Here is a 21,971-nt window from a genome sequence, read left to right on the forward strand (position 1 = left end):
GGAGGGGAGTCAGCGATGGAGCGGATTGGCCTCATCGCGGGCAACGGCCGGCTGCCGTTTCTCTTCGCGCGGGCGGCGCGCAAGAAGGGGCTGGAAGTCGTCGCCGTGGCGCACCGGGGAGAGACGGACCCGGCCTTGGCCTCGGAAGTGGACCGCCTGACGTGGGTGCGCGTCGGGCAGGTGGACCGCATCCAGAAGGCCTTCCGGGAAGCCGGCGTGAAGCAGGCGGCCATGGCGGGTGGTATCGGCCGGGTGCGCGCGTTGGCGGAAGCGCGGCCGGACCTGGGCGCGGTGCGCATCATCTCCAAGCTGCGCAGCTTCCGGGATGACGCGCTCCTGCGCGCGGTGGCCGCGGACTTCGAGTCGCGCGGCGTCACCATCATCGCCCCCACGGACTTCCTGGGCGAGGTGCTGTGCCCGGAGGGCCACCTCGCGGGGCCCGGCTGCACCCAGCGCAGGAGAAGGACGTTGCCCTGGGCCGCGAGGTGGCGGTGCTGCTGGGGCAGGCGGACGTCGGGCAGACGGTGGTGGTGCACAACGGCCACGTGCTCGCGTTGGAGGCGGTGGAGGGCACGGACGAGGCCATCCGCCGCGGTGGCCGGCTCGGCGGCAACGTGGGCGCCGTCGTCGTGAAGCGGTCCAAGCCGCAGCAGGACCTGCGCTTCGACCTGCCCGCCGTGGGGCCTCGCACCCTGGACGTCATGCAGGAGGTCGGCGCGCGCGTGCTGGCGCTCGAGGTGGGGCGCACGGTGCTGCTGGACGCCCCGGCCCTGTTCGCGGGCGCCGAAGCCGCGGGTATCACCATCGTCGGCGTGCCCTGAGCAGGTGACGTCGGGCCTGGCGCGCCGCACAGGTGGCGCATGCTGGCCTGCATGTCGGGTTGCCACGCACCGGGGCCCCGGCTCCCTGTCTGGCCGTCCCCAGGGCCAGGGGCGATTGAATACCGTCGCACCTCCAACGTCCCCTGCGGGGAGCGTTTCCCTGTACGCCGCCTCGTCCTACCCTCGCGGAGGAACCTGCCGACCACGCCCGAGGACTTCACCGCGCCATGACTGCCCGCCTGCTGCTCGTCACCCTGGTCCTGTCCTCAGCGACGCCCGCGTCGGCGGAAGCCATCCGTGTCTCCCTGGAAGGGCGCGCGGTGCTGGGAGAGAAGCTCCCCGCGCTGCTCGTCCACATCGAGGAACCCATCGCGGGCTTCGAGGTGAAGTTGAAGCGCAGTGACGGTGAGTCGGTGGAGGTGAAGGGCGGAGGCAATCCGGGCATCACCCGCCGCATCGAGCTGGCGCAGCCCGAAGGCCGCTTCCACTACGAGGGAGCGCTCACGGTGCGATTCCCGGATGCGGAAGCGGGCGAAATGCCGTTGTCCTTCGACACGGAGCTGTATGGCCCGTTGAAGGTGGACGTGCGCCGGGAGGACGTGGACGTGGCTGCGCGCCGGCTGCGCTTCGTCCTGAACCGGCCCGCGAAGCGCGCGGAGCTGACGGTGCTGATGGACACCGGGAAGAAGGCCTTCGAGGGCGAGGTGCCATTCAAGGGCGAGGCGGCGGGCACGCCCCTGGATCTGACGTGGCCGGCGGAGGAGGGGCGGGTGATGAAGATCTCCCTCCGGGCGTTCGACACGGCGGAGTTCTACACGGGCGTCGACCTGTTTCCGTGGCAGGTGGACATTCCGCACGAGGAGGTGAACTTCGCCTCGGGCCGTGCGGACATCCCGGCGGCGGAGCGGGGCAAGCTGGACAAGAGCCACGCGCTCATCGCGGAAGCGCTGGCCAGGTATGGCCGCTTCGCCTCGCTGCGGCTCTACGTGATTGGCCACACGGACACCGTGGGAGCGGCGGCGGAGAATCAGGCGTTGTCGCTGCGGCGGGCGAAGAGCCTGGCGGCGTATTTCCGGAAGAAGGGCCTGCGGGTGCCCGTCTTCTACGAAGGGCTGGGAGAAGCGGCCCCGGCGGTCGTGACGCCGGACGAGACGGCGGAGGCGGCCAACCGCCGGGCGGAATACATCATCGCGGTGGAGGACCCGGTGCTGCAGCACGCGCCGCGTCCCGCGCGGTGGCGGAAGCTGTAGCGCAGTCACCGACGGAGAAAAGAGGACGCATGGACCGATTCCACCGGAAGGTGTGGGTGTTGCTCGGGTTGGGCGTGCTGGGTGGCACGGGATGCGCGCATCAGGCGCCTCTCGCGGTGCGGCAGGGGGTGGAGGCGGAGAAGTGTGAGCTCGTCCACCGGCTCATGAAGGAGCCCGTGCCGTCCCAGGTGGTCCAGCAGGTCGCCGCGACAGGCCGCGACGAGCCCGCGCCGGTGGTGGTGTACGTCCGCAGGCCCGAGCAGGCGATGCTGGAGCGCTTCTTCAGCGGAGACGCGCCGAGCTGCGGTGACGCCACCTTCAAGGTGGTGCAGGAGAACGTGCTCGACGCCGTGGTGGTGTACCTGCAGGAGGTCCAGGACGGCTACGCCTACGACGCGCGCCGCGCGAGCCACGACGAGCTGTCCCTGGAGGGCAAGCCGCAGGGCATGTTGAAGCGCCGCGGCCCGGAGTGGGTCGCCTTCCCCGGTCCTACTTGAGCAGCTCCTTGGCGCCGTCCGCCATGAACTGCACCGCGATGGCGGCCAGGATGAGTCCCATCACCCGCTCGACGATGGCGACGCCGGACTGACGCAGCACGCGCTGGATGAGGCCGGACGCCCGGAGGATGAAGTAGCTGGACACGAAGGTCAGCACGACGGCGGCCAGCACCGGCAGGGCGGAGACGAGCGTGTCGCCCTTGGCCATCAGCACCATGGCGGTGGCGATGGCGCCCGGCCCCGCGAGCAGCGGAATGGCGAGCGGGACAATGGCCACGTCTTCCTTCACCACGCCTTCTTGTTCCTCGGAGGGCGTGGTGCGCGTCTCGGATGGACGGGCCCGGAGCATGTCCAGCGCGGTGATGAGCAGCAGGATTCCGCCGGCCACCCGGAAGGCGCCCAGCGACACGCCGAACACCTTGAAGATGACGCCGCCGAAGAGGGCGAAGAACAGCATCATCCCGCACGCCACCAGACAGGCGCGCATCGCGGTGCGGCGCACCTTCTCCTGGGTGTCACCGGCCGTCATCGCCAGGAACAGCGGGACGACGCCAATGGGGTCCACCACGAAGAAGATGGCGGACAGCGAGACGAGGAAGAGCGACAGGTATTCCGACATGGCGGAGCGGGCCTACACCGTCATCCGCAGCTTCCACACCATGGTGAGAGCCTCGGCGAAGATTTTCTTGCTCATCTTCGAGTGGCCCACGCGCCGGTCCTCGAAGACGATGGGGACCTCGCGCACGGTGAAGCCCTTGCGCAGCGTGCGGTACGTCAGCTCGATTTGGAACGCGTAGCCGGTGCTTTTCACCGCGTCCAGGTCGATGGCCTCCAGCACCCGGCGGTGGAAGCACTTGAAGCCGCCCGTGAGGTCCTGGATGCCCACGCCCAGAATGGACCGTGCGTAGAGGCTGCCGCCGCGGCTGATGATTTGCCGGCCCACGCCCCAGTTCACGGTGCCGCCGCCGGTGACGTAGCGCGAGCCCAGCACCAGGTCCGCGCCGGCCTCGGCCGCGTCCAGGATGCCGGAGAGGTAGCGCGGGTCATGGCTGAAGTCCGCGTCCATCTCCAGGATGTACGTGTACTGCTCGGCCAGCGCCCAACGGAAGGCGGCGAGGTAGGCGCGGCCCAGGCCCTCCTTCTTCTCGCGGTGCAGCACGCGCACGCGCGAGTCCGCCTGGGCGAGCCCGTCCGCGAGCTGCCCGGTGCCATCGGGCGAGTTGTCGTCGACGATGAGGATGTCGACCCGAGGGTCGGCCGCCAGCACCGCCTGGACGATGGCCTCGATGTTTTCCCGCTCGTTGTACGTGGGGATGCAGACCAGGGCAGGGTTCATGACCCGGCCGACATACCCTAAACGCGGCCCGGGGGCAGCAGCTCCAGCACGGACTCCGCCGCCCGGGCGGCCGCGCCCGTCTCCCCCAGCCGTCCCCGCATCTCCGCCAACCCCTGGAGCATCTCCTCTCGGGGAGCACCGGGTATCCAGACGCGGCGGACCTCCTCCGCGATGCGGTCGGGCGACATGTCGTCTTGGAGCAGCTCGGGGACGACCTTCCGGCCCGCAAGCAGGTTGATGAGGGACACGAAGGCCACCTTCAGCATCAACCGGCCCACCCAATAGGTGATGCGTGACACGCGGTAGACGACCACCAGTGGACGCTGCATCAGCCCGGCTTCCAGTACGGCGGTACCGGAGGCCACCACCGCGGTGTCGCTGGCGCCCACGACCTCGGGGGCCCGGCCTTCCACCAGGATGGGCGTCAGGCCACTGCCCTCGAAGCGGGACGTCACCTCCACCCGGTCGATGGTGGGCGCGACGGGGACCACGACCTGGAGGCCGGGCCGCTCAGCGGCGAGCCGTTTCGCGGCCTCCACCATGTCGGGCAGCAGCCGTCGGATTTCGCTCATCCGGCTGCCCGGAAGGAGCGCCAGGGTGGGGGCGTCCGTCGCCAACCCGAGCCGCTCACGGAAGGTGGCGGCGGTCTGCGGCGCGGGCATCTGCTCCAGCACGGGGCTGCCGACGTAGCGGGCGCTGACCCCGGCTTCCCGGTAGAAGTCCTCCTCGAACGGGAGGATGCAGAGCATCCGGTCCACCAACCGTTTGATGGTGCGCACCCGTCCCCGGCGCCAGGCCCAAATCATGGGAGACACGTAGTAGGCGACAGGCACCCCGAGCGCCTTGAGCTTCTTGGCCAGCCGCAGGTTGAAGTCCGGGATGTCCACCAGGATGGCCACGTCGGGCTTCCGGTCGGCGGCGGCCCCGGCCAGTCCCTTCAGGATTTGGAGGATGCGGGGAATCCGGGGCAGCACCTCGGTGATGCCCATGACGGACACCTCCCGGGCGTCGAAGAGCAGCTCCACTCCCTGGCTGGCCAGGCGGGCGCCGCCCATCCCAAAGAAGGTGAGGTCGGGGCGGCGGGAGCGGAGCGCGGCGACGAGCTCGGCGGCGTGGGTATCGCCTGACGCCTCACCGGCGACCACGAGGATGCGGGGGGGATTCGTCATGAGAGGGGCGCGCATCGTACCTGATGCGGGAGCGGGTGAAGGTGTAGACTGTGGCCCCTTGAAGACGCTTCTGCTCGCCGAGAGCCACCCCCCCACGCTCGAGCACCTGAAGGGCTTGCTCTCGCAGGCCGGGTACACCGTTCGCGCGGTGAATGATCCGGTGGCGGTGCTGGAGCACTTCGCGGCGGACAACCCGGATGTGGTGGTGCTGTCGGTGGACCTGCCGCGCGTGGACGGCGCGCACGTGGTGCATCTTCTCCGGGGACATGGGCAGGGCGGTCGGGTGCCCATCGTCGCCATCGACAAGGGACACCTCGGGCGTGCGCGGGGCGTGAGCTCGGTGCTGGACCTCAAGGTGAACGCCTACGTCGCGGACCCGCTCAAGCCCGGCGAACTGGTGCCCCGGCTGGAGTCGTTGGTGCGCGCCGCGCAAGCGGTGCAGCTCACGGGGCTCGCGGCCACGCTCTCCCGGCCCGCGGTGAACTCGGGCGAGCTGAAGGGCTACCCCCTGCCGGCGCTGATGCACTCCATCTACCGGCTGCGCCGGGACGGCGTGCTCGTGGTGGCGCACGGAGGCTTGAGCCGGCGCGTGTATTTCCTGCGGGGCGGGCCGGTGAGCTACGACTCGACGGCGAAGGCGGACTCGCTCCCCAGCTTCCTGCTCGCGCGCAACGTCCTCAACGCCCAGCAGGCGGAGCGGGTGAAGGAGGCGTTGGACTCCGGCCTTCGCATCGGCGCGGCGCTCGCGGACGCGGGCGTGGAAGCCGCGGGAGATGAGCTGCTGCAACTGCTACGCGACTACGACCGGGACGGCGTGGAGCGTGTCCTCGGCATGCGCGAGGGGCGCTACGCCTTCTACGCGGGCGACGACTTCACCTCGGAAGTCGCGTCCGTGGACCTGCCGCCCCTGGCGTCGGTGTTGGATGGTGCGCGGCGCTGCTTTCCGATGAAGGTGATGGCCGCCTCGCTGCGGGCGCACATGGGTGACTACCCGGTGCGCTCGCAGGAGTTCGGGCGCGACCTGCAGGCCATGGCGCTGGACACGGATGACCTGAAGATCGCCATGCAGGTCAACGGCCGCATCGCGCTGAAGGACCTGCTGGCGCACGGGCGCGGCGAGCTGCGCATGGCGTACTCGCTGCTGTGGTTCCTGAAGCTGACGGGTGGGGTGACATTCTCCTCCTCGCCGGTGGCCACGGGCGCGGACATGTTGTCCGCGGCGGTGCTTCCGGACCGCATCGCGCCGCGCAAGCGCAAGGCGCTGCCTCCGGAGACGGCGGCCTCCCTGCGCGAGGAGGCGCTGCGCATCATCACCCGCAGCTACTTCGGCGGGCTGGGGCTGGACATCGCGGCGGACGCGGAGGCGGTGGAGCGCGCCTACCACGAGACGGCGATGCGCTTTCACCCGGACACCTACGCCGAGTTCGACATCTCCGACCTGAGAGACTTGTTGGATTCGGTGCAGGACCGGCTGTCCGCGTCGTACCGGGTGCTGAGCGTGGAGGAGAAGCGCAAGGCGTATCTCCAGTACCTCTTCAGCCGGATGGACGTGGGCCGGAACGCGGCGGTGGTGGTGGAGGCGGAGATCGCGCTGCGGCGAGGCGGGTCCGCGCTGAAGCGCCGTGACATCCCCTCGGCGGCGAAGGCCTTCGAGGAAGCGGTGTCACTCAACCCGAGCGAGCCGGAGTACTACCCGTTCCTCGCCTGGGCCACGTACCGCGCGCCCACGGGGGCCTTGATGGTGCGGGCGCAGAAGGCGCAGCAGGTGCTGAAGAAGGCGCTGTCGCTGGGCCCGTACGTGGAGCGGTTGCACATCATCTCCGCCATCATCGACATGGACTTGGGGGACGCGCCGCTGGCGCGGAAGAAGCTGCTGCGTGTGTTGGAGTACAACCCGTACTCCCAACTCGCGAAGGCGGCGCTGCGCAAGGTGGGACGCTAGCGATGCATACGGTTCTCTGGCGGTTGTTGCGTTACGCGCGCCCGCACTTCGGCGTGCTCCTGCTCGCGTTCGTGGGCATGGCGGCGGTGGGCCTGACGACGGGGGCGTACGCGTACCTCACGGGGCCGGCGTTGAAGTTCCTGCTGTCGGGCGGTGAAGAGGGCTTCGGCAGCGCGCAGCATGTGCCCTGGCTCGCGGATCTGCCACGCGACGCGGCGCTGTGGGGCTTCCCGCTGGTGATGGTCACCGTCGGCGCCGTGAAGGGCGTGGGGTACCTGGCGCAGTTCTATTTCATGGGCCTGTTCGCCCAGCGGGTGGTGAAGGACCTGCGGCGCGACCTGTTCCAGCGTCTCACCGCGCTGTCTCCCGCCCAGCTCGCGCGCGAGCGAATGGGCGATTTGCTCAGCCGCTTCTCCTCGGACGTCAGCGCGGTGGAGGCGGCGGCCATGTACACGGTGGGCTCGTACCTGCGTGACAGCCTCCAGGTCATCATCCTGGCGGGCGTGGCGCTCTCGATGAGTCCCTTGCTGGGGGGCCTCATGTTGCTGGTGATTCCGCTCGCGGCGTTGCCGGCCTCCAAGCTGACGCGCAAGGTGCTCAAGCGCACGCGGGAAGGGCAGACGCAACTGGGCAACCTGGCCGGGCAGCTTCACGAGGGGCTGGGCGGTCTGCGCACCATTCAGGCCTTCAACGGTCAGGAGGCGGAGCTGGCCCGCTTCTCGGCCTTCGCGCAGGCGCACGAGAAGGCGGTGGTGAGCGCGGCCTGGGCTCGGGGCGCGGTCCCTGGGCTGATGGAAGTGCTGGCCGCGGCGGCGCTGGCCGGAGCCCTGGCCTACGCCGCGGGCGCGCGGCTGATGGAGCCCGAGGCCCTGTTGTCGCTGCTGACGGCCGTCATCCTGGTGTACCAGCCCGTGAAGGACCTGGGCCGGGTGACGCAGTTCGCGGTGCAGGCGGGCGCGGCGGGTGAGCGGCTCTTCTCGCTGCTCGACATGAAGCACCCGGTGGAGGACGCGCCGGATGCGGTGCCCGCGCCGCCGGTGTCGCGGAGCATCCGGTTCGAAGGCGTGCGCTTCTCCTACGGCGAGCGCCCGGCGCTGGATGGCCTGACGCTGGAGCTGAAGGCCGGGCAGGTGACGGCGCTCGTGGGTGGCAGTGGCGGAGGCAAGAGCACGGTGACGTCGCTGTTGCTGCGCTTCGAGCGGCCGCAGAAGGGCCAACTGCACCTCGATGGCGTGGACGCGGACCGGTACACGGCCGCGAGTGTCCGCTCCCAGTTCGCGTTGGTGACGCAAGAGCCACTGCTGTTCAGCGGCACGGTGTTGGACAACCTTCGTTATGCGCGCCCGGATGCCACGCGTGAAGAAGTGGAGGCCGCCGCGAAGGTGGCGCATGCCGACGGCTTCATCCGCGCGTTGCCGGAGGGCTACGACACGCGCATCGGCGAGCGGGGCGTGACGCTCAGCGGCGGCCAGCGTCAGCGGTTGTGCATCGCCCGGGCGGTGCTGGCGAAGGCCCCGGTGCTGGTCCTGGACGAGGCGACGAGCAGCCTCGACCCGGAGAGCGAGCGCGAGGTGCAAGCGGCGCTGGCTGCGGTGTTGCCTGGGCGCACGGCGCTGGTCATCGCGCACCGGCTGTCGACGGTGGTGAACGCGGACGTCCTCAACGTGATGGAGGCGGGCCGCGCCGTGGAGACGGGCTCGCACGCGGAGCTGCTGAAGCGGGACGGGCGCTACGCGGCGCTGTGGCGGATGCAGACGGAGGGCTCGTCCGAGCGAGGCGCGGCGTGAATCGGTGGACCTGGGCGTTAGGCAAGGGCCTCAAGGCGGTCTTGGGGCTGTTGGTATTGATTCTGGGGATGGCGGGCGTCTTCGCCGTGCCCGCCTCCGTGGCCACCTATCCGGTGGTGCTCCCCAAGGGCGATGAACCCCGCTGGGTGCGAGGCGCCTTCCACGTCCACACCACGCGCTCGGACGGACGGGGCACGCCGGAGCAGGTCGCCGTCGCGGCGAAGACGGCGGGCCTGGATTTCGTCGTCCTCACCGACCACAACGACTTCGAGCTCCGGCCTCCTGTCTATGTGCAGGGCGTGTTGCTGGTGCACGGCGTGGAGATCTCCACCTCCGACGGGCATCTGGTGGCGTTGGGGATGTCCAGGCCCCTGGAGGGCGTACGCCCGTGGATGCCGCCGGGTGACGCGGTGCGGGCCGTGGCCAGCGCGGGGGGGACGGCGGTGCTCGCGCACCCTGTTCAGAAGCGAAACCCCTGGAAGGATGATGCGAGCGCCAGGCAAACCCCCGGCTTCGAGCTGTACTCCGCGGACACCTTCTTCCGGCAGGCGACGAGCAACCCCATGAGCCGGCTGCTGCCCGCAGTGGGAGCCTCGCTGGCCAGTCCGAAGCACGGGGTGATGCTCCTCGTCTCTCCGGAGCCCGAGCCCGGGGCGCGGTTCCTGAAACTCTCACGGGAGCAGCCCCGGGTGGCCTTCTGCGCTCACGACGCCCACGGTCTGCCCCATACCGGGCGGTCTTCGAGTCCCTGGCCACATACCTGCCCCCGGAGCAGGTGCCGTTACCGCTGCCTTCGGACCCTGTTGAAGCGGCGGAGCGGGTGACGCGGACCCTGGGGAGCGGACAGGCGCTCTGTGCGTTCCGGGCGCTGGGAGAGCCGGAGGGCTTCAAGCTGGAGGGCATGAACCCGGAGCGTCGCGAGGCGCAGGTCGGGGACGTGTTGTCCGTCGTCATGCCGGGCCTCCCAGAAGCAGGCTCGACACGGGTGGAGGTCTGGGGGAGCGGCAGATTGCGCCCCGACGGTACGTCCGTCGAGCTCACCGAGCCGGGCGTGGTGCAGGTGGAGGTGTGGGTCGCGGCGCCGGGGCGCTTCTTCGGCACCGAGTGGCGGCCCTGGATCGTGCCTGGCCCCGTGCGCGTGCTGCCCCGCGGGCCGGGCATCTGATAGACGGCGCGGAAGCCGCCCATGCGCGTCCTCTACGTCCTCGCCACCTACGTGCTGTTCGTGCTCCTGTTTCCGGTGCTCGCACTGCACCGGAAGACGCGTCATGGGCTGATGGAGCGCCTGGGCTTCTATGGCGCCGACAGCCTCGTGCCGCGGGGGGACGGTCCGCTCCTGTGGCTGCACGGCGCGAGCGCGGGAGACCTGCTGGCCCTCTCTCCGATGTTCGGCCCGCTGCGGGCTCGCTTCCCGGGCTGCCGCATCCTCCTGTCGACGATGACGGACAGCGGCTACGCGATGGCGAAGGGCCGTCTGGCGAGCGAAATCGATGGTGTCGTCTACGTCCCCTATGACCTCTGGGGCGCGACGCGGCGGGCCGTGAAGGCCCTGCGTCCGGACGTGCTGGTGCTGGAGTACACCGAAATCTGGCCCAACCTCATTCGCGCCGCGAAGCGCGGCGGGGCGCGCGTGGTGATGACGAACGGCCGCTTCTCCCCGGCGAACGTGGGGAAGTACCGGTGGCTGTTTGGCCTCATCGGCAACCCGCTTCGAGAGCTGGACTTGCTCCTGATGCGCGAAGAGGACGAAGCGGTCCGGGCGCGGCAACTGGGGGCGAGGCCTGACTGGGTGTTGGTGACGGGGAACACGAAGTTCGACGCGCTCGCCGCCGGCCCGGTGGCCGAGGACGAAAACCTCCGCGCGGCTTTGGGCCTCACGCCCGGCGAACCCGTGTGGATTGCCGGCAGCACCCACGAGGGCGAGGAGGCCGCGCTGCTGGGCGTCTACGCACGGCTCCTGCCGAAGTGGCCCGCGCTGCGGCTGGTGATTGCGCCCCGGTACGTGGACCGAGCGGAGCGAATCGTCGCGCTCGCGCGAGAGGCGGGGTTGAGCGTGGGGCTGCGCTCGCGGGGCAACCCGGAGCGGGGGCAGGTCGTGGTGATGGACACGATAGGCGAGCTGTCGAGGGCCTACCGGCTGGCCACGGTCGTCTTCGTCGGCGGCTCATTCACCAAGCGCGGCGGGCAGAACATCCTGGAGCCGGCGGGGCAGGGGAAGCCGGTGTTCTACGGGCCGCACATGGACAACTTTCGGGACAGTGTGGCCCTGCTGACGGGGCACGGGGGCGTGCAGGTGAGGGACGCGGCGGCCTTGGAGTGGGAACTCGAGTCGCTGCTCGCATCTCCGGAGCGGCTCGAACGCCTGGGCGCCCAGGCGTTGGAGACGGTGGGCCGGATTTCAGGCGCGAGTGAGAGGAACGCCGAAGCGATGACGACGTTGTTCCCGCATGGGAGACCGGACCCGCGATGACGCTCATCGTTCACCCGCACTTCCACAACCGGTACACGGGCGTGACGCGCCACGTGGAGTCCGTGGTGCCCGCGCTCGCCCGGGATTCGGGCTCGGAGACGCGTGTCATGGGGACGGGCCTGAGCCAGGAGCTGCCCCGAATCACCTGGCCGGAGCTGCTCCGCCGGCTGCGCCGTGAGCCCGTGGTGTGGCACGCGCACCGCAACAACGAGTTGCTGGTGGGCATGTTGCTCAAGCTGCTGGGCCGCCAGGTGCGCCTCGTCTTCACCCGGCACACGTCGATTGCCCCCAGTGGCTTCACGCGCTTCATCGCCCGGGGGGCGGATGCGCTCGTCTCGCTGACGAAGCAGGTCGCGGACGTCATCGCGCTGCCATCGACCGTCGTCTCGCACGGCATCGACCTGTCGCGCTTCCACCCGCCCGAGGACCGGGACGCGGCGTGGCGCAAGCTGGGGCTCAAGGGCCGCTACGGCATCGGGGTCATCGGCCGGATTCGCAAGGAGAAGGGGCAGGGGGATTTCGTTCAGGCCCTCCGTCCGTTGCTGCCGGCGCATCCCGATTGGCAGGCGGTCCTCGTCGGGCTCGCGAAGGGGCCGGACCAGGACTGGTTGAAACAGCAGATGGCGGGCCTCGAGGACCGCATCTCCCTGCCGGGGGAGCAGTCCGTCATCGAGCCCTGGTATCAGGGGTTGAGCGTGCTCGTTCATCCCTCGTACGCGGAGGGCTATTCGTTGGTGCACGTCGAGGCGATGGCCTCCGGGTGCTGCGTGGTGGCGTCGAAGCTCCCGTACCTGGACACGCTCATCGAGCACGGCAGGACAGGCTTCTTCTTCGAACCGGGCGACGTGCAGGGCCTGCGGGAGCTCCTGGACATGCTGATGCGGGAGCCAGAGCGTGCCCGGGAGATTGGCCGCAACGCGGCGGAAGAGGCCCGGCGACGCTGTGGCGTGGAGCACGAAGCGCGCGCCTTGACCGAGCTGTACCAGTCCACACTGGAGCGCTGAGCGGATGCGAATCCTCCATCTGCTGGCGAGTCCCTTCTTCAGTGGTCCGGCCGAGAACGTGGCCCTCCTGGCGCAGGCCCAGCGCGCCGCGGGGCACGAAGTCACGGTCGCGGTGGACCGGCTTCGCAAGGAGGTGCTCGCGGAGGAGCCCGCGGCGCCGAGGTTCCACGCGCTGGGCCTGTTGGACGAAGGGGGCCTGGAGCTGTCCGTGAAGTCGCCGCCGTGGCGGATGTGGCGGGACCTCCGCCGACTGAAGGCGCGCTCGGTGGATGTGGTGCACTCGCATTTCAGCCATGACCACCTGTTGGCCCGGTGGGGACGGCCGGCGGGCGCGACGTTGGTCCGTTCGCTCCACGCGCCCAGGTCTCTGCGCAGCTCACTGCCCGTGGCCGATGCGTACACGGTGCCCGCGAGCTCGTTGCTCCCTCGCCTGGAGGCGAAGGGCAAGCCAGCGAGTGTCTTGCCCGCCCTGGTGGACGCCCGTTTCGAACCCGCGAAGGACCGTGCGGTGCTCCGTCGTGAGCTGGGCCTGACCGGCGCGCCGGTCATCGGAATGGTCTCCACGTTCCAGCCGTCGAGGCGGCACGGCGTTGGTGTGGAGGCCTTTGCGCTGTATCTGCGGCGTGAGCCCGAAGCCCGCTTCGTGTTGGTTGGGGATGGAGGGCTGGTGGAGCAGACCCGCCAACAGGTGTCCGCACTGGGGCTATCGCAAGCCGTGACCTTCGCGGGTTACCAGCAAGGGGACGCATTCGCGAGGTGGCTGCAGGCACTCGATGAGGTCTGGTTGCTGGGCCTGGGGAACGACTGGAGCGCTCGAGCGGCGGCCCAGGCTCGCGCGTGTGGTGTCCGCGTGGTGGCGGTGAACGAAGGCGCGCTTCCTGACCTCGCTGATGTGGTGGTGCGAGAGCCATCGCCCGAGGCGGTGGTGGAAGCGGCCATGTCCCGGCAAATGGCGCCGGTGAACCATCCCTCGAATGCGCAAATCGCCGCGGACATTCTCTCGCTCTATTCACGAGTGAGGCCCGCCCGATGACGCCAACCGTCGACCGGGCCACCTCCTCTCCATTGGTGGGTGCACTGCGTCCGTCGCTGTTCCTGCGCGAGCGAGGCCTGGCCGATGACGCCTCCTGACGCGCCCACTGCGATCGAACGGGTCTTCTATCCGCCAGCGGCGGAGCCCTGGAGTCGGCGGCTGCTCCTGTCGCCACTCTCGGTGTTGTCGTGGACCTATTCCGCCGCGGTGCACGTTCGGCGTGCCTTCTACGACGCGGGCTTGCTTCGAGCAGAGCGCGTCGAAGGACTGCGCGTCATCTCGGTTGGCAACGTCAACGTGGGCGGGACGGGCAAGACGCCCGCGGTGCTTCACCTTTCGGAGCAGTTGATTCGAGCAGGGCGCAAGGTTGGCATCCTGACGCGAGGCTATGGCCGTGCCACGAAGGAGCCGCTGACGTTCGTGGGCGCTGAGCCGCTCCCCTCCGTGGAGCTGGCAGGAGACGAGCCGCTCCTGTTGGCGAAGCGGTGTCCCGAGGTCCGGCTGTTCGTGGGCGCGGACCGCGTCGCGAGTGCATACCGGGCGCGCGACGAATTCGGACTCGACACGGTGTTGCTCGACGACGGCTTTCAGCACCGCAGGCTGGCGAGGGACGAGGACTTCGTCGTGGTGGACGAATCCGTCGGGTTGGGGAATGGCCACATGCTCCCCAGGGGCCCACTGCGCGAGCCGCGGACCTCGCTCCGGCGTGCCACGCTCTTCTGGTTGAGAGCCCCCGCCTCCCAGCGCGGAGGGACTCCCGAAGCGCCGCGCCTCGCCAGCGGCTCCGACAAACCGCCCTCGCTGCTTTCGGAGGGGCCTGCCCGGGGCGGGGCGACCCATCACCTCCTCACGCCACCTCCGGAGGCGCCCTTCGCCGACACACTGGGGGGATGGTTGCCCGCGAGTGCGGGCATTCCGAGGGTCCGGACGCGGTACCTCCCCACGGCCTGGGTCGACCCCTCGGGGACGATCCACTCCGTGACCGCGTTGGCGGGGCAGCCGGTGGTCGCCCTGGCGGGCCTCGCCCGTCCGGGAGGTTTCCTGAAGACCTTGCGGTCGCTCGGGGTGGAGCTCCGCGACGCCGCGCTGTATCCGGACCACCATCGCTTCACCGCGGAGGAGCTGCGGGACGTGCAGTCTCGAGCGGCGCGTCAAGGCGCGCGGGTGGTGACGACCGAGAAGGACGCCGTCCGCCTGCCGCCCGGCTTCGAGGTCTGGACGGTCCGGCTGGGCGTGGAGGTGTTGGAGGGCGAGTCCCATCTGCGCAGGGCGCTGGGGCTGGAGGACGCACCGCGTGGCTTGTGAGGTGAGGACGCCTGTGGGACAAACCGCCGCCATGGCCGCAGTCCCGCCCGTTCGTCAGATGCCCGCGCTCTCCCGCCTGCCGTCGGCGTTTTCGCGCCGCAAGGTGTTGTTGGTGGGGGACCTCGTCGCCGACCACTACATCTACGGACAAACGGACCGTGTGAGCCGAGAGGCCCCGGTCCTCATCGTTCGTTACGAGTCCGCGGAGGTGAAGCTCGGAGGGGGCGCCAACGTCGCCGCCAACGTGCGAGCCCTGTCCGGGCAGGTCACCGCCGTCGGAGCCCTTGGCCAGGACGACATGGGCAAGGAGCTGCGTCGCCTCTTCAAGGCGTCGGGCATCGCATTGAACGCGGTAAGCGGGCGCGACATCGAGACGGAGACGAAGACGCGCATCCTGGCGGGAGGCGTGAGCACCACCCGGCAGCAGATGTTGCGCCTCGACCGGGGCCAGCGTGGGGTTCTGTCGCCGCGGATGCGCAAGGCCTTGGCGAAGCAGGTCGAAGCCTCGGCGCGAGACGCGGACGCGGTGGTGGTGTCTGACTACGGCGCGGGCGTGCTGTGCGAAGAGGTTCGCGACGTGTTGCGCCGCCTGGCCGCGGCCGGCCTGCCCGTGTGTGTGGACAGCCGCTATGCGCTGTCCTCCTTCTCGGGGCTGACGGTGTGCAAGCCCAATGAGCCGGAGCTCGAGGCGCTCGCGGGACGTCCGGTGCGAACGCATGAGGACCTCCTGGAAGCCGGTCACGCCGCCTTGAAGCGGTTGGAGTGTCGCGCGCTCCTGGTGACGCGAGGCCGTCACGGCATGGCGCTCTTCGACGCGGACGGCGGCGTGGACCTCATCCCCGTCCATGGCGCGAAGGCCGCTGTGGACGTGACGGGCGCGGGCGACACGGTGATTGCGACGTTCGCGCTGGCGTTGGCCGCGAAGGCGTCGCTGGGAGAGGCGGCGCGGTTGGCGAACGTCGCGGGCTCGCTGGTCGTGCAGAAGCCGGGGACGGCGACGGTGTCCCGTGACGAACTGGTCGACGAGCTGCGGAGCACGCGATGAACACCCTGGAGAAGATTCAACCGCTCGCCCAGGTGGCGGAAGAGCGCGAGCGTTGGCGCGCCGAGGGCCGAACGGTGGCCCTGGCCAACGGCGTGTTCGACCTGCTGCACGTGGGCCATGTCCGTTACCTGGAAGGGGCGCGGGCCTTGGCGGATGTCCTCGTGGTGGCGGTGAACTCGGACGCGTCCACCAGGGCCTACAAGGGCCCGGGGCGTCCGTACATCCCGGAGGGGGAGCGGGCGGAGCTGGTCGCGGCGCTTGCCTGCACCGACCGGGTCATCGTGTTCGACGAGTCCAACGTGCGCGTCATCATCCGGGCGTTGAAGCCGGATGTTCACGTGAAGGGCACGGACTACACGCCCGACAGCATCCCCGAGGCAGACGAAGTCCGGGCCTATGGTGGGCGGACGGCGGTCTCAGGTGACCCGAAGGACCACAGCACCACGGACCTCGCCCGGCGTCTGGGGCGTGAGGGCACGGGGTAGGCGTGCCGCCCCTCCCTCCGGTGGTGTTGGACGTCCTGGGGTGTCCTCACTGCAAGGGGGCGCTCGATGAGATGGGAGCGCAAGTCGCCTGTCCACGCTGTGGGCTGAGCTGGCCCGTGGAGGACGGCATCCCCAGACTGACGCCGGAGCGTGCGGTGGCCGTGACGCCGTTGACCGGAGCGTGAGGCCCCCGGCTTCGGAGGTCACGCCAGGTTCAATGCGAACGCACGGGCCTCGTCCGCGGCGCGTTCCTCGAGGGCCTGGCCCCCCGCTCCATCCACCAGCGAGGTGAGGTCCACCATCCGGTGGGGGGCGTAGGCGTGGCCCCAGCGCTCCATGTCCATCCGGAGGAAGAAGGCCAGCGTCGGCGCTCCCGCGGCGACGGAGAGGTGCATGGGGCCGGTGTTGTTGCAGACCGTGAGGCCGGCCGCGCGCATCAGCGCCGCCAGTTCATCAAGGTTGGTCGCGGGGGCGAACTCCGAGCCAGGGGCTGCGTCCACCACGCTGCGCGCGAGGGCCTCTTCACCGGGGCCCCAGGTGACAATCGGAGTGCGGCCTTGTTCCACGAGTGCACGTGCGGCGGCCGCGAAGGCCATGGGCGGAATGCGCCGCGGCCCCAGGCGTCCACCGGGATTGATGACGGCGAGGCGCTTGCCGGCATTCGCATCCAGATACGCGCGGATGGCCGGGCCCACCGCGGGCTCCCGGAACGACAGTCCCCTCGCCACGGCCCCCTGCGTGAGCGGGGTCAGCAGGTGCGTCCGCTGGATGGCCTCGTTCCGGGTCTCCGTCAGCGAGGGGACGGGTAGGGAATGCAGGCGCGATACAGGCCAGAGGTCCGGCCCGATGACCACGGCCTTCGGCCCGGCGAGCCGGGACACGAGCGCGCTCGTGACGGAAGGGGACTCCCAGTTGGCGCAGTCGACCACCACGTCGTACTGGGCGCGCCGCAGCGCGGCGATACCGGGTGCCAGCGGCCCCATCCAGATTCGGCGTCGGTCAAAGGGAATGACGACGTCCGCATCGGGATGCCCGGTCAGGACGCGAGCGACCTTGGCATGTACGAGGACATGCACCTCGGGCGCGGGATGCAGGTGCGCCTTGAGGGTCCGCATGAGCGGGGTGGTGAGGAGTGCCTCGCCCACCCGGTTGTCGGGCCGAACCAGCAAGACCTTGCGAGGAACAGGGAGACGGGTGCCCGCGGCACGTCGACGACCCGGGCGCCACAGGAGGGCGGACGCCACGAGCGCCAGTGCCAGCTTCGCCCACAACTCGAGCCGCTTGTGCCAGGACATCTCGCGGCGGGACCCTACACAGAACTATGGGCTGTGCAAGCGCGCGGCTTGACCTCGGACCGGAAAGCCCCTAGCAACCGCCCAATGTTGAAGAGCATGACCGGGTTTGGCGCGGGCCGCGCGCGGGTGGGGGACGAGGAAGTCTCCGTCGAGCTGCGCTCCCTCAACCACAAGTTCTGTGAGGTGAAGGCACGCCTCCCCCGAGAGATGGCGTCGTTGGAGCCGGGGGTGACCAAGCAGGTGAAGGACCGGCTCGCCCGGGGCTCCGTGGAGCTCCTGGTGAAGCGGCAGGCGCCCACCGCCTCGGGGACGGTCCCCACGGTGGACCTGGGACTGGCGCGCGAGTACGTGCGGGCGTTCCGCGAGCTGGCCAGCGAACTGGGCCTCTCGACCGACATCGCCTGGTCCCAGGTGGCGAACCAGCCGGGCGTCGTCCGTCTGGAGGAGAAGGGCGTCGACCTGGAGTCCGCGTCCCAGGCGCTGCAGGCCGCGCTGGAGCAGGCCCTCACGGCGCTGGAGAAGATGCGCGGCGTCGAAGGCGAGGCCATCTACGCGGACCTCGATGCGCGCATGAAGCTCCTGGAGGGGTGGAGCCAGGACGTGGCGAAGCTCGCGCCCAAGGCCGTGCAGGAGTACCAGCAGCGCCTGACGGACCGGATCGCCGAACTGGCCAGTGGCGTCGCGGTGGATCCGCAGCGGCTGGCCCAGGAAGTGGCGCTCTTCGCCGAGCGCACGGACATCGCCGAAGAGGTGACGCGCCTGGCGAGCCACCTGGAGCAGTTCCGGGTCCTCATGGCCAGCACGGAGCCCACGGGCCGCCGAATGGATTTCCTCGTGCAGGAGATGCACCGCGAGGTGAACACGACCGGTTCCAAGAGCCAGCACGCGGAAATCTCCGTGCGCGTGGTCTCGATGAAGGCCGAGGTCGAGCGCATCCGCGAACAGGTGCAGAACATCGAATGAACGCGAATATCGTGCTCCCACCGGGTTTGTTGCTCGTCCTCTCCGCGCCCTCTGGGGCGGGGAAGACCACCCTCGCGCACCGGCTCATCAAGGAGACGCCGGAATCCGTCTTCTCCATCAGCGTCACCACCCGGCGACCCCGGGGGAAGGAGCGCGATGGGGTGGACTACAACTTCGTCGATGTCGCGACCTTCCAGTCGAAGATCGAGCGCGGCGAGTTCGTCGAGTGGGCGGACGTCCATGGCCACTTCTACGGAAGCCCCCAGTCGGTAGTGGATGAGGCCCGCTCCCGGAAGAGCGTGGCCATCTTCGACATCGACGTTCAGGGCGGGCAGGCCATCAAGCGCAAGCACTCGGATGCGGTGACCATCTTCGTGCTGCCTCCCTCCATGGATGAGCTCGAGCGGCGCCTTCGGGCTCGGCAGACGGACTCGGATGAGACGATCCGGCGCCGCATGCTGGCCGCCCGTTCCGAAATGGAGCGAGGGATCGCTTCCTACGACTACGTGGTCGTCAATGACGACCTGGAGCGCGCCTACAGCGAGCTTCGCTCGGTCGTGGTGGCGGAGCGGTGCCGGCGGGGCCGGGTCGACGTGTCGAAGCTGGGCCTCGGCGTCTGAGGGCCGCGCGAGAAGTGCTCGAAATCAAACTTCTTGCGCTGCCTGATCTCTTGGTGGATAAGCGATCCACCTCGCCACGTTGCGCGGGCGTCATACAGGCGCCCACCGGAACGGGGCTGGGCCTCACGCAGTCCGCCCGAAATGGGTGGGGAATCAGCGCGATGAGGCCCTCGGTTCTCTGATTTGAATCGAATATGACCACGGGCCATGCCCGAGTGTCTCTCGCTGTCCGAAGAGGCCTCGCCTGGCTCGGGGATCCTGGAAGAGTTCGCGACCACGAGGTCGAAACTTCCAGTGATCCGCATGACGGTCGGCCGAAAGGGCAGTGAGCCAGCGGGCGGTGGGTAGGGGAGTGGGAGCCATCTCAATGGGAGATGGAGCGGTGGTAGATCGGTCGACAGTCGGGAGCGCGACGCTCCAGGCGGTCAGCAGGAAGCGCGGTGATAGAAGCCGCGCCCCTCGCGAAGAAGCCCACGCACTGGCGTGGAAGGCACTTCGAGCGAGATGCAGGACGAAAATACGGAATACGGCGGTCAACGCAGCGAGTTGATAGGAAACGCGGTGGTGGTAGAAGCCGCGCCCCCGACGAAGAAGCCCGGAAGAAAGGGCGGACGAGTCGAGGGAGTCAACGAGAAGCAGCGGTTGACAGGGCGGGCGGCGAAGCGGTAGAAGCCGCGCCCCTCCAGAAGAAAACAGCGGAAGCCACTGGGCGGCGCTGAGGACTTCGGGAAGCCAGCAGGACGGTGAAAAAGAAGCAGCTTGACAGAAGACGCCGGACTGAAATAGAAGCTGACGCCCCGCCGGACGAAAAGACGGCGAGGCAGCAACGAAGAAAACGGTAGCAAGAAGTCGCGGGAAGTACAAGCGACTCGGTCTTTGAAAACCAAATAGCAAGCCCAAGAAGAAGCTAGATTGCGGAAACCGCAGTCAATTTCTTAAGACGGTGCCAGCCAGGTCGCGCTGCGAAGCGCAGCCGGCAGCACTGTAACGAATCAGCGAGTTTCAGGTTCCTTAGCCGGGCCTGAGACTGACGCCGGTTCAATTCTTCAAAAATTCAATTGGAGAGTTTGATCCTGGCTCAGAACGAACGCTGGCGGCGTGCCTAACACATGCAAGTCGAGCGCGAATAGGGGCAACCCTTAGTAGAGCGGCGCACGGGTGCGTAACACGTGGATAATCTGCCTGGATGCTCGGGATAACCAGTCGAAAGATTGGCTAATACCGGATAAGCCCACGGTTTCTTCGGAGACTGAGGGAAAAGGTGGCCTCTGTATACAAGCTATCACAACCAGATGAGTCCGCGGCCCATCAGCTAGTTGGCGGGGTAATGGCCCACCAAGGCGACGACGGGTAGCTGGTCTGAGAGGACGATCAGCCACACTGGAACTGAGACACGGTCCAGACTCCTACGGGAGGCAGCAGTGGGGAATTTTGCGCAATGGGCGAAAGCCTGACGCAGCAACGCCGCGTGTGTGATGAAGGTCTTTGGATTGTAAAGCACTTTCGACCGAGAAGAAAACCCGTTGGCTAACATCCAACGGCTTGACGGTATCGGGAGAAGAAGCACCGGCTAACTCTGTGCCAGCAGCCGCGGTAATACAGAGGGTGCAAGCGTTGTTCGGAATTATTGGGCGTAAAGCGCGTGTAGGCGGCGTGACAAGTCGGGTGTGAAAGCCCTCAGCTCAACTGAGGAAGTGCGCCCGAAACTGTCGTGCTTGAGTGCCGGAGAGGGTGGCGGAATTCCCCAAGTAGAGGTGAAATTCGTAGATATGGGGAGGAACACCGGTGGCGAAGGCGGCCACCTGGACGGTAACTGACGCTGAGACGCGAAAGCGTGGGGAGCAAACAGGATTAGATACCCTGGTAGTCCACGCCGTAAACGATGAGAACTAGGTGTCGTGGGAGTTGACCCCCGCGGTGCCGAAGCTAACGCATTAAGTTCTCCGCCTGGGAAGTACGGTCGCAAGACTAAAACTCAAAGGAATTGACGGGGGCCCGCACAAGCGGTGGAGCATGTGGTTTAATTCGACGCAACGCGCAGAACCTTACCTGGTCTTGACATCCTCAGAATCCTTCAGAGATGAGGGAGTGCCCGCAAGGGAACTGAGAGACAGGTGCTGCATGGCTGTCGTCAGCTCGTGTCGTGAGATGTTGGGTTAAGTCCCGCAACGAGCGCAACCCTCGCCTTTAGTTGCCACGCAAGTGGATCTCTAGAGGGACTGCCGGTGTTAAACCGGAGGAAGGTGGGGATGACGTCAAGTCCTCATGGCCTTTATGACCAGGGCTACACACGTGCTACAATGGCCGGTACAGAGCGTTGCCAACCCGCGAGGGGGAGCTAATCGCATAAAACCGGTCTCAGTTCAGATTGGAGTCTGCAACTCGACTCCATGAAGGCGGAATCGCTAGTAATCGCAGATCAGCACGCTGCGGTGAATACGTTCCCGGGCCTTGTACACACCGCCCGTCACACCATGGGAGTCGATTGCTCCAGAAGTCATCTCACCAAGAGGTGCCCAAGGAGTGGTCGGTAACTGGGGTGAAGTCGTAACAAGGTAGCCGTAGGGGAACCTGCGGCTGGATCACCTCCTTTCTAAGGAGACCGGGCATCGGACAGCGTCTTTGGACGCAGTAGGCGATGCCAGCGACTCTTCGAGTCGCGTCAGGTCAACCAGGTCAACGTTTCCGAATAACAATCTAGCTGAAAACTTAGGGCTTGCTGTTTGGTTTTGAAGGACTGAGTCTTTGACTCGGCTCTTTGAGAATGAAGGACGCTGTAGGGTTTGCCGACGCGGTAGCCCCCTGGGCCTATAGCTCAGCTGGCTAGAGCGCGCGCCTGATAAGCGCGAGGTCGGTGGTTCAAGTCCACCTAGGCCCACCATTTCCTCCCTTGAGAGGAGGAAAGCGGTGACGCGCACTGGCAGGCTGTCGGGCCCCAGCGATTCCAAA

At 68.2% G+C, this 21,971-nt stretch carries 19 protein-coding genes, 1 tRNA gene, 1 rRNA gene and 1 pseudogene; 18 read left to right on the forward strand and 4 right to left on the reverse strand.

Translation table 11 applies throughout. The annotated features are described in order from the left end of the window. The first annotated feature begins 15 nt into the window (after positions 1-15). From A176_RS10470 to A176_RS10480, 3 genes and pseudogenes are all read left to right on the forward strand, one after another. Positions 16-821: pseudogene (locus A176_RS10470) on the forward strand (LpxI family protein). Positions 822-1,048: 227 nt separating this feature from the next. After that, entirely contained in the window at positions 1,049-2,071 is a 1,023-nt protein-coding gene (locus A176_RS10475; protein WP_002639945.1) for an OmpA family protein, read from the forward strand. Between the two features lie 29 nt (positions 2,072-2,100). After that, positions 2,101-2,568 (forward strand): hypothetical protein, encoded by a 468-nt coding sequence (locus A176_RS10480; RefSeq protein WP_002639946.1) that lies wholly within the window; start codon positions 2,101-2,103, stop codon positions 2,566-2,568. Here A176_RS10480 and A176_RS10485 read toward each other — a convergent pair. Genes A176_RS10485 through lpxB form a run of 3 tightly spaced genes read right to left on the reverse strand, consistent with a single transcriptional unit; the run spans position 2,561 to position 5,073 of the window. Then, a complete protein-coding gene (locus A176_RS10485) occupies positions 2,561-3,187 on the reverse strand; it encodes a MarC family protein (protein ID WP_002639947.1) in 627 nt (208 codons plus the stop codon). The two genes, A176_RS10480 and A176_RS10485, sit on opposite strands and share 8 nt — an antisense overlap. 12 nt (positions 3,188-3,199) lie before the next feature. Further along, positions 3,200-3,904 (reverse strand): polyprenol monophosphomannose synthase, encoded by a 705-nt coding sequence (locus A176_RS10490; RefSeq protein WP_002639948.1) that lies wholly within the window; start codon positions 3,902-3,904, stop codon positions 3,200-3,202. Between the two features lie 17 nt (positions 3,905-3,921). Next, positions 3,922-5,073, reverse strand: a complete 1,152-nt coding sequence (gene lpxB, locus A176_RS10495) for a lipid-A-disaccharide synthase (RefSeq protein WP_002639949.1) — start codon at positions 5,071-5,073, stop codon at positions 3,922-3,924. Here lpxB and A176_RS10500 point away from each other — a divergent pair. The 11 genes from A176_RS10500 (at position 5,072) to A176_RS37895 (ending at position 16,329) form a co-directional block, all read left to right on the forward strand. Continuing rightward, the gene (locus A176_RS10500; protein WP_226994275.1) at positions 5,072-7,015 is read left to right on the forward strand and encodes a DUF4388 domain-containing protein; all 1,944 of its coding nucleotides are present in this window, start codon (positions 5,072-5,074) and stop codon (positions 7,013-7,015) included. The two genes, lpxB and A176_RS10500, sit on opposite strands and share 2 nt — an antisense overlap. 2 nt (positions 7,016-7,017) lie before the next feature. Further along, complete coding sequence (locus tag A176_RS10505) at positions 7,018-8,802, forward strand: ABC transporter ATP-binding protein (RefSeq protein WP_002639951.1); 1,785 nt, start codon at positions 7,018-7,020, stop codon at positions 8,800-8,802. Continuing rightward, a complete protein-coding gene (locus A176_RS40985) occupies positions 8,799-9,626 on the forward strand; it encodes a PHP domain-containing protein (protein ID WP_275472533.1) in 828 nt (275 codons plus the stop codon). Before A176_RS10505 ends, A176_RS40985 begins: the two co-directional genes overlap by 4 nt. Next, positions 9,623-9,967 carry a hypothetical protein gene (locus tag A176_RS40990; protein ID WP_275472534.1) on the forward strand — a complete coding sequence of 115 codons (345 nt, stop codon included), beginning with the start codon at positions 9,623-9,625 and terminating at the stop codon, positions 9,965-9,967. Before A176_RS40985 ends, A176_RS40990 begins: the two co-directional genes overlap by 4 nt. A 21-nt stretch (positions 9,968-9,988) precedes the next feature. Next, positions 9,989-11,272, forward strand: a complete 1,284-nt coding sequence (locus A176_RS10515; protein WP_002639953.1) for a 3-deoxy-D-manno-octulosonic acid transferase — start codon at positions 9,989-9,991, stop codon at positions 11,270-11,272. Then, positions 11,269-12,276: a glycosyltransferase family 4 protein gene (locus tag A176_RS10520; RefSeq protein ID WP_002639954.1), complete on the forward strand. Its 1,008-nt coding sequence runs from the start codon at positions 11,269-11,271 to the stop codon at positions 12,274-12,276. The genes A176_RS10515 and A176_RS10520 overlap by 4 nt, the downstream gene beginning before the upstream one ends. Before the next feature lie 4 nt (positions 12,277-12,280). Further along, a complete protein-coding gene (locus tag A176_RS10525; RefSeq protein ID WP_002639955.1) occupies positions 12,281-13,309 on the forward strand; it encodes a glycosyltransferase in 1,029 nt (342 codons plus the stop codon). Between the two features lie 84 nt (positions 13,310-13,393). Next, positions 13,394-14,614 (forward strand): tetraacyldisaccharide 4'-kinase, encoded by a 1,221-nt coding sequence (gene lpxK / locus A176_RS10530; protein WP_002639956.1) that lies wholly within the window; start codon positions 13,394-13,396, stop codon positions 14,612-14,614. Between the two features lie 31 nt (positions 14,615-14,645). After that, positions 14,646-15,659 carry a bifunctional heptose 7-phosphate kinase/heptose 1-phosphate adenyltransferase gene (locus A176_RS10535; protein WP_044890863.1) on the forward strand — a complete coding sequence of 338 codons (1,014 nt, stop codon included), beginning with the start codon at positions 14,646-14,648 and terminating at the stop codon, positions 15,657-15,659. After that, a complete protein-coding gene (locus A176_RS10540) occupies positions 15,656-16,144 on the forward strand; it encodes an adenylyltransferase/cytidyltransferase family protein (RefSeq protein ID WP_021781548.1) in 489 nt (162 codons plus the stop codon). The genes A176_RS10535 and A176_RS10540 overlap by 4 nt, the downstream gene beginning before the upstream one ends. A gap of 23 nt (positions 16,145-16,167) precedes the next feature. Beyond that, positions 16,168-16,329, forward strand: a complete 162-nt coding sequence (locus tag A176_RS37895) for a Trm112 family protein (RefSeq protein ID WP_144429724.1) — start codon at positions 16,168-16,170, stop codon at positions 16,327-16,329. Positions 16,330-16,347: 18 nt separating this feature from the next. Here the strand turns inward: A176_RS37895 and A176_RS10545 are convergent, their stop codons facing one another. Beyond that, positions 16,348-17,439, reverse strand: a complete 1,092-nt coding sequence (locus A176_RS10545) for a glycosyltransferase family 9 protein (RefSeq protein ID WP_002639959.1) — start codon at positions 17,437-17,439, stop codon at positions 16,348-16,350. A gap of 84 nt (positions 17,440-17,523) precedes the next feature. Between A176_RS10545 and A176_RS10550 the strand changes: the two genes are divergently transcribed. From A176_RS10550 to A176_RS10565, 4 genes are all read left to right on the forward strand, one after another. Further along, positions 17,524-18,402, forward strand: a complete 879-nt coding sequence (locus A176_RS10550; RefSeq protein WP_044890862.1) for a YicC/YloC family endoribonuclease — start codon at positions 17,524-17,526, stop codon at positions 18,400-18,402. Continuing rightward, the gene (gmk, locus tag A176_RS10555; RefSeq protein ID WP_002639961.1) at positions 18,399-19,022 is read left to right on the forward strand and encodes a guanylate kinase; all 624 of its coding nucleotides are present in this window, start codon (positions 18,399-18,401) and stop codon (positions 19,020-19,022) included. Before A176_RS10550 ends, gmk begins: the two co-directional genes overlap by 4 nt. A gap of 1,055 nt (positions 19,023-20,077) precedes the next feature. Then, positions 20,078-21,615 (forward strand): 16S ribosomal RNA (locus A176_RS10560). A 211-nt stretch (positions 21,616-21,826) separates the two neighbouring features. Then, positions 21,827-21,903 (forward strand) — tRNA-Ile (locus A176_RS10565). Positions 21,904-21,971 lie beyond the last annotated feature (68 nt).

The organism is Myxococcus hansupus (genome assembly GCF_000280925.3).
Lineage (GTDB): Bacteria > Myxococcota > Myxococcia > Myxococcales > Myxococcaceae > Myxococcus > Myxococcus hansupus.

Coding starts and splice junctions, on each gene's coding strand:
- A176_RS10475 (WP_002639945.1), top strand. CDS start 1,049: ATGACTGCCCGCCTGCTGCTCGTCACCCTGGTCCTGTCCTCAGCGACG.
- A176_RS10480 (WP_002639946.1), top strand. CDS start 2,101: ATGGACCGATTCCACCGGAAGGTGTGGGTGTTGCTCGGGTTGGGCGTG.
- A176_RS10485 (WP_002639947.1), bottom strand. CDS start 3,187: ATGTCGGAATACCTGTCGCTCTTCCTCGTCTCGCTGTCCGCCATCTTC.
- A176_RS10490 (WP_002639948.1), bottom strand. CDS start 3,904: ATGAACCCTGCCCTGGTCTGCATCCCCACGTACAACGAGCGGGAAAAC.
- A176_RS10500 (WP_226994275.1), top strand. CDS start 5,072: ATGAGAGGGGCGCGCATCGTACCTGATGCGGGAGCGGGTGAAGGTGTA.
- lpxB (WP_002639949.1), bottom strand. CDS start 5,073: ATGACGAATCCCCCCCGCATCCTCGTGGTCGCCGGTGAGGCGTCAGGC.
- A176_RS10505 (WP_002639951.1), top strand. CDS start 7,018: ATGCATACGGTTCTCTGGCGGTTGTTGCGTTACGCGCGCCCGCACTTC.
- A176_RS10515 (WP_002639953.1), top strand. CDS start 9,989: ATGCGCGTCCTCTACGTCCTCGCCACCTACGTGCTGTTCGTGCTCCTG.
- A176_RS10520 (WP_002639954.1), top strand. CDS start 11,269: ATGACGCTCATCGTTCACCCGCACTTCCACAACCGGTACACGGGCGTG.
- A176_RS10525 (WP_002639955.1), top strand. CDS start 12,281: ATGCGAATCCTCCATCTGCTGGCGAGTCCCTTCTTCAGTGGTCCGGCC.
- lpxK (WP_002639956.1), top strand. CDS start 13,394: ATGACGCCTCCTGACGCGCCCACTGCGATCGAACGGGTCTTCTATCCG.
- A176_RS10535 (WP_044890863.1), top strand. CDS start 14,646: ATGGCCGCAGTCCCGCCCGTTCGTCAGATGCCCGCGCTCTCCCGCCTG.
- A176_RS10540 (WP_021781548.1), top strand. CDS start 15,656: ATGAACACCCTGGAGAAGATTCAACCGCTCGCCCAGGTGGCGGAAGAG.
- A176_RS10545 (WP_002639959.1), bottom strand. CDS start 17,439: ATGTCCTGGCACAAGCGGCTCGAGTTGTGGGCGAAGCTGGCACTGGCG.
- A176_RS10550 (WP_044890862.1), top strand. CDS start 17,524: ATGTTGAAGAGCATGACCGGGTTTGGCGCGGGCCGCGCGCGGGTGGGG.
- gmk (WP_002639961.1), top strand. CDS start 18,399: ATGAACGCGAATATCGTGCTCCCACCGGGTTTGTTGCTCGTCCTCTCC.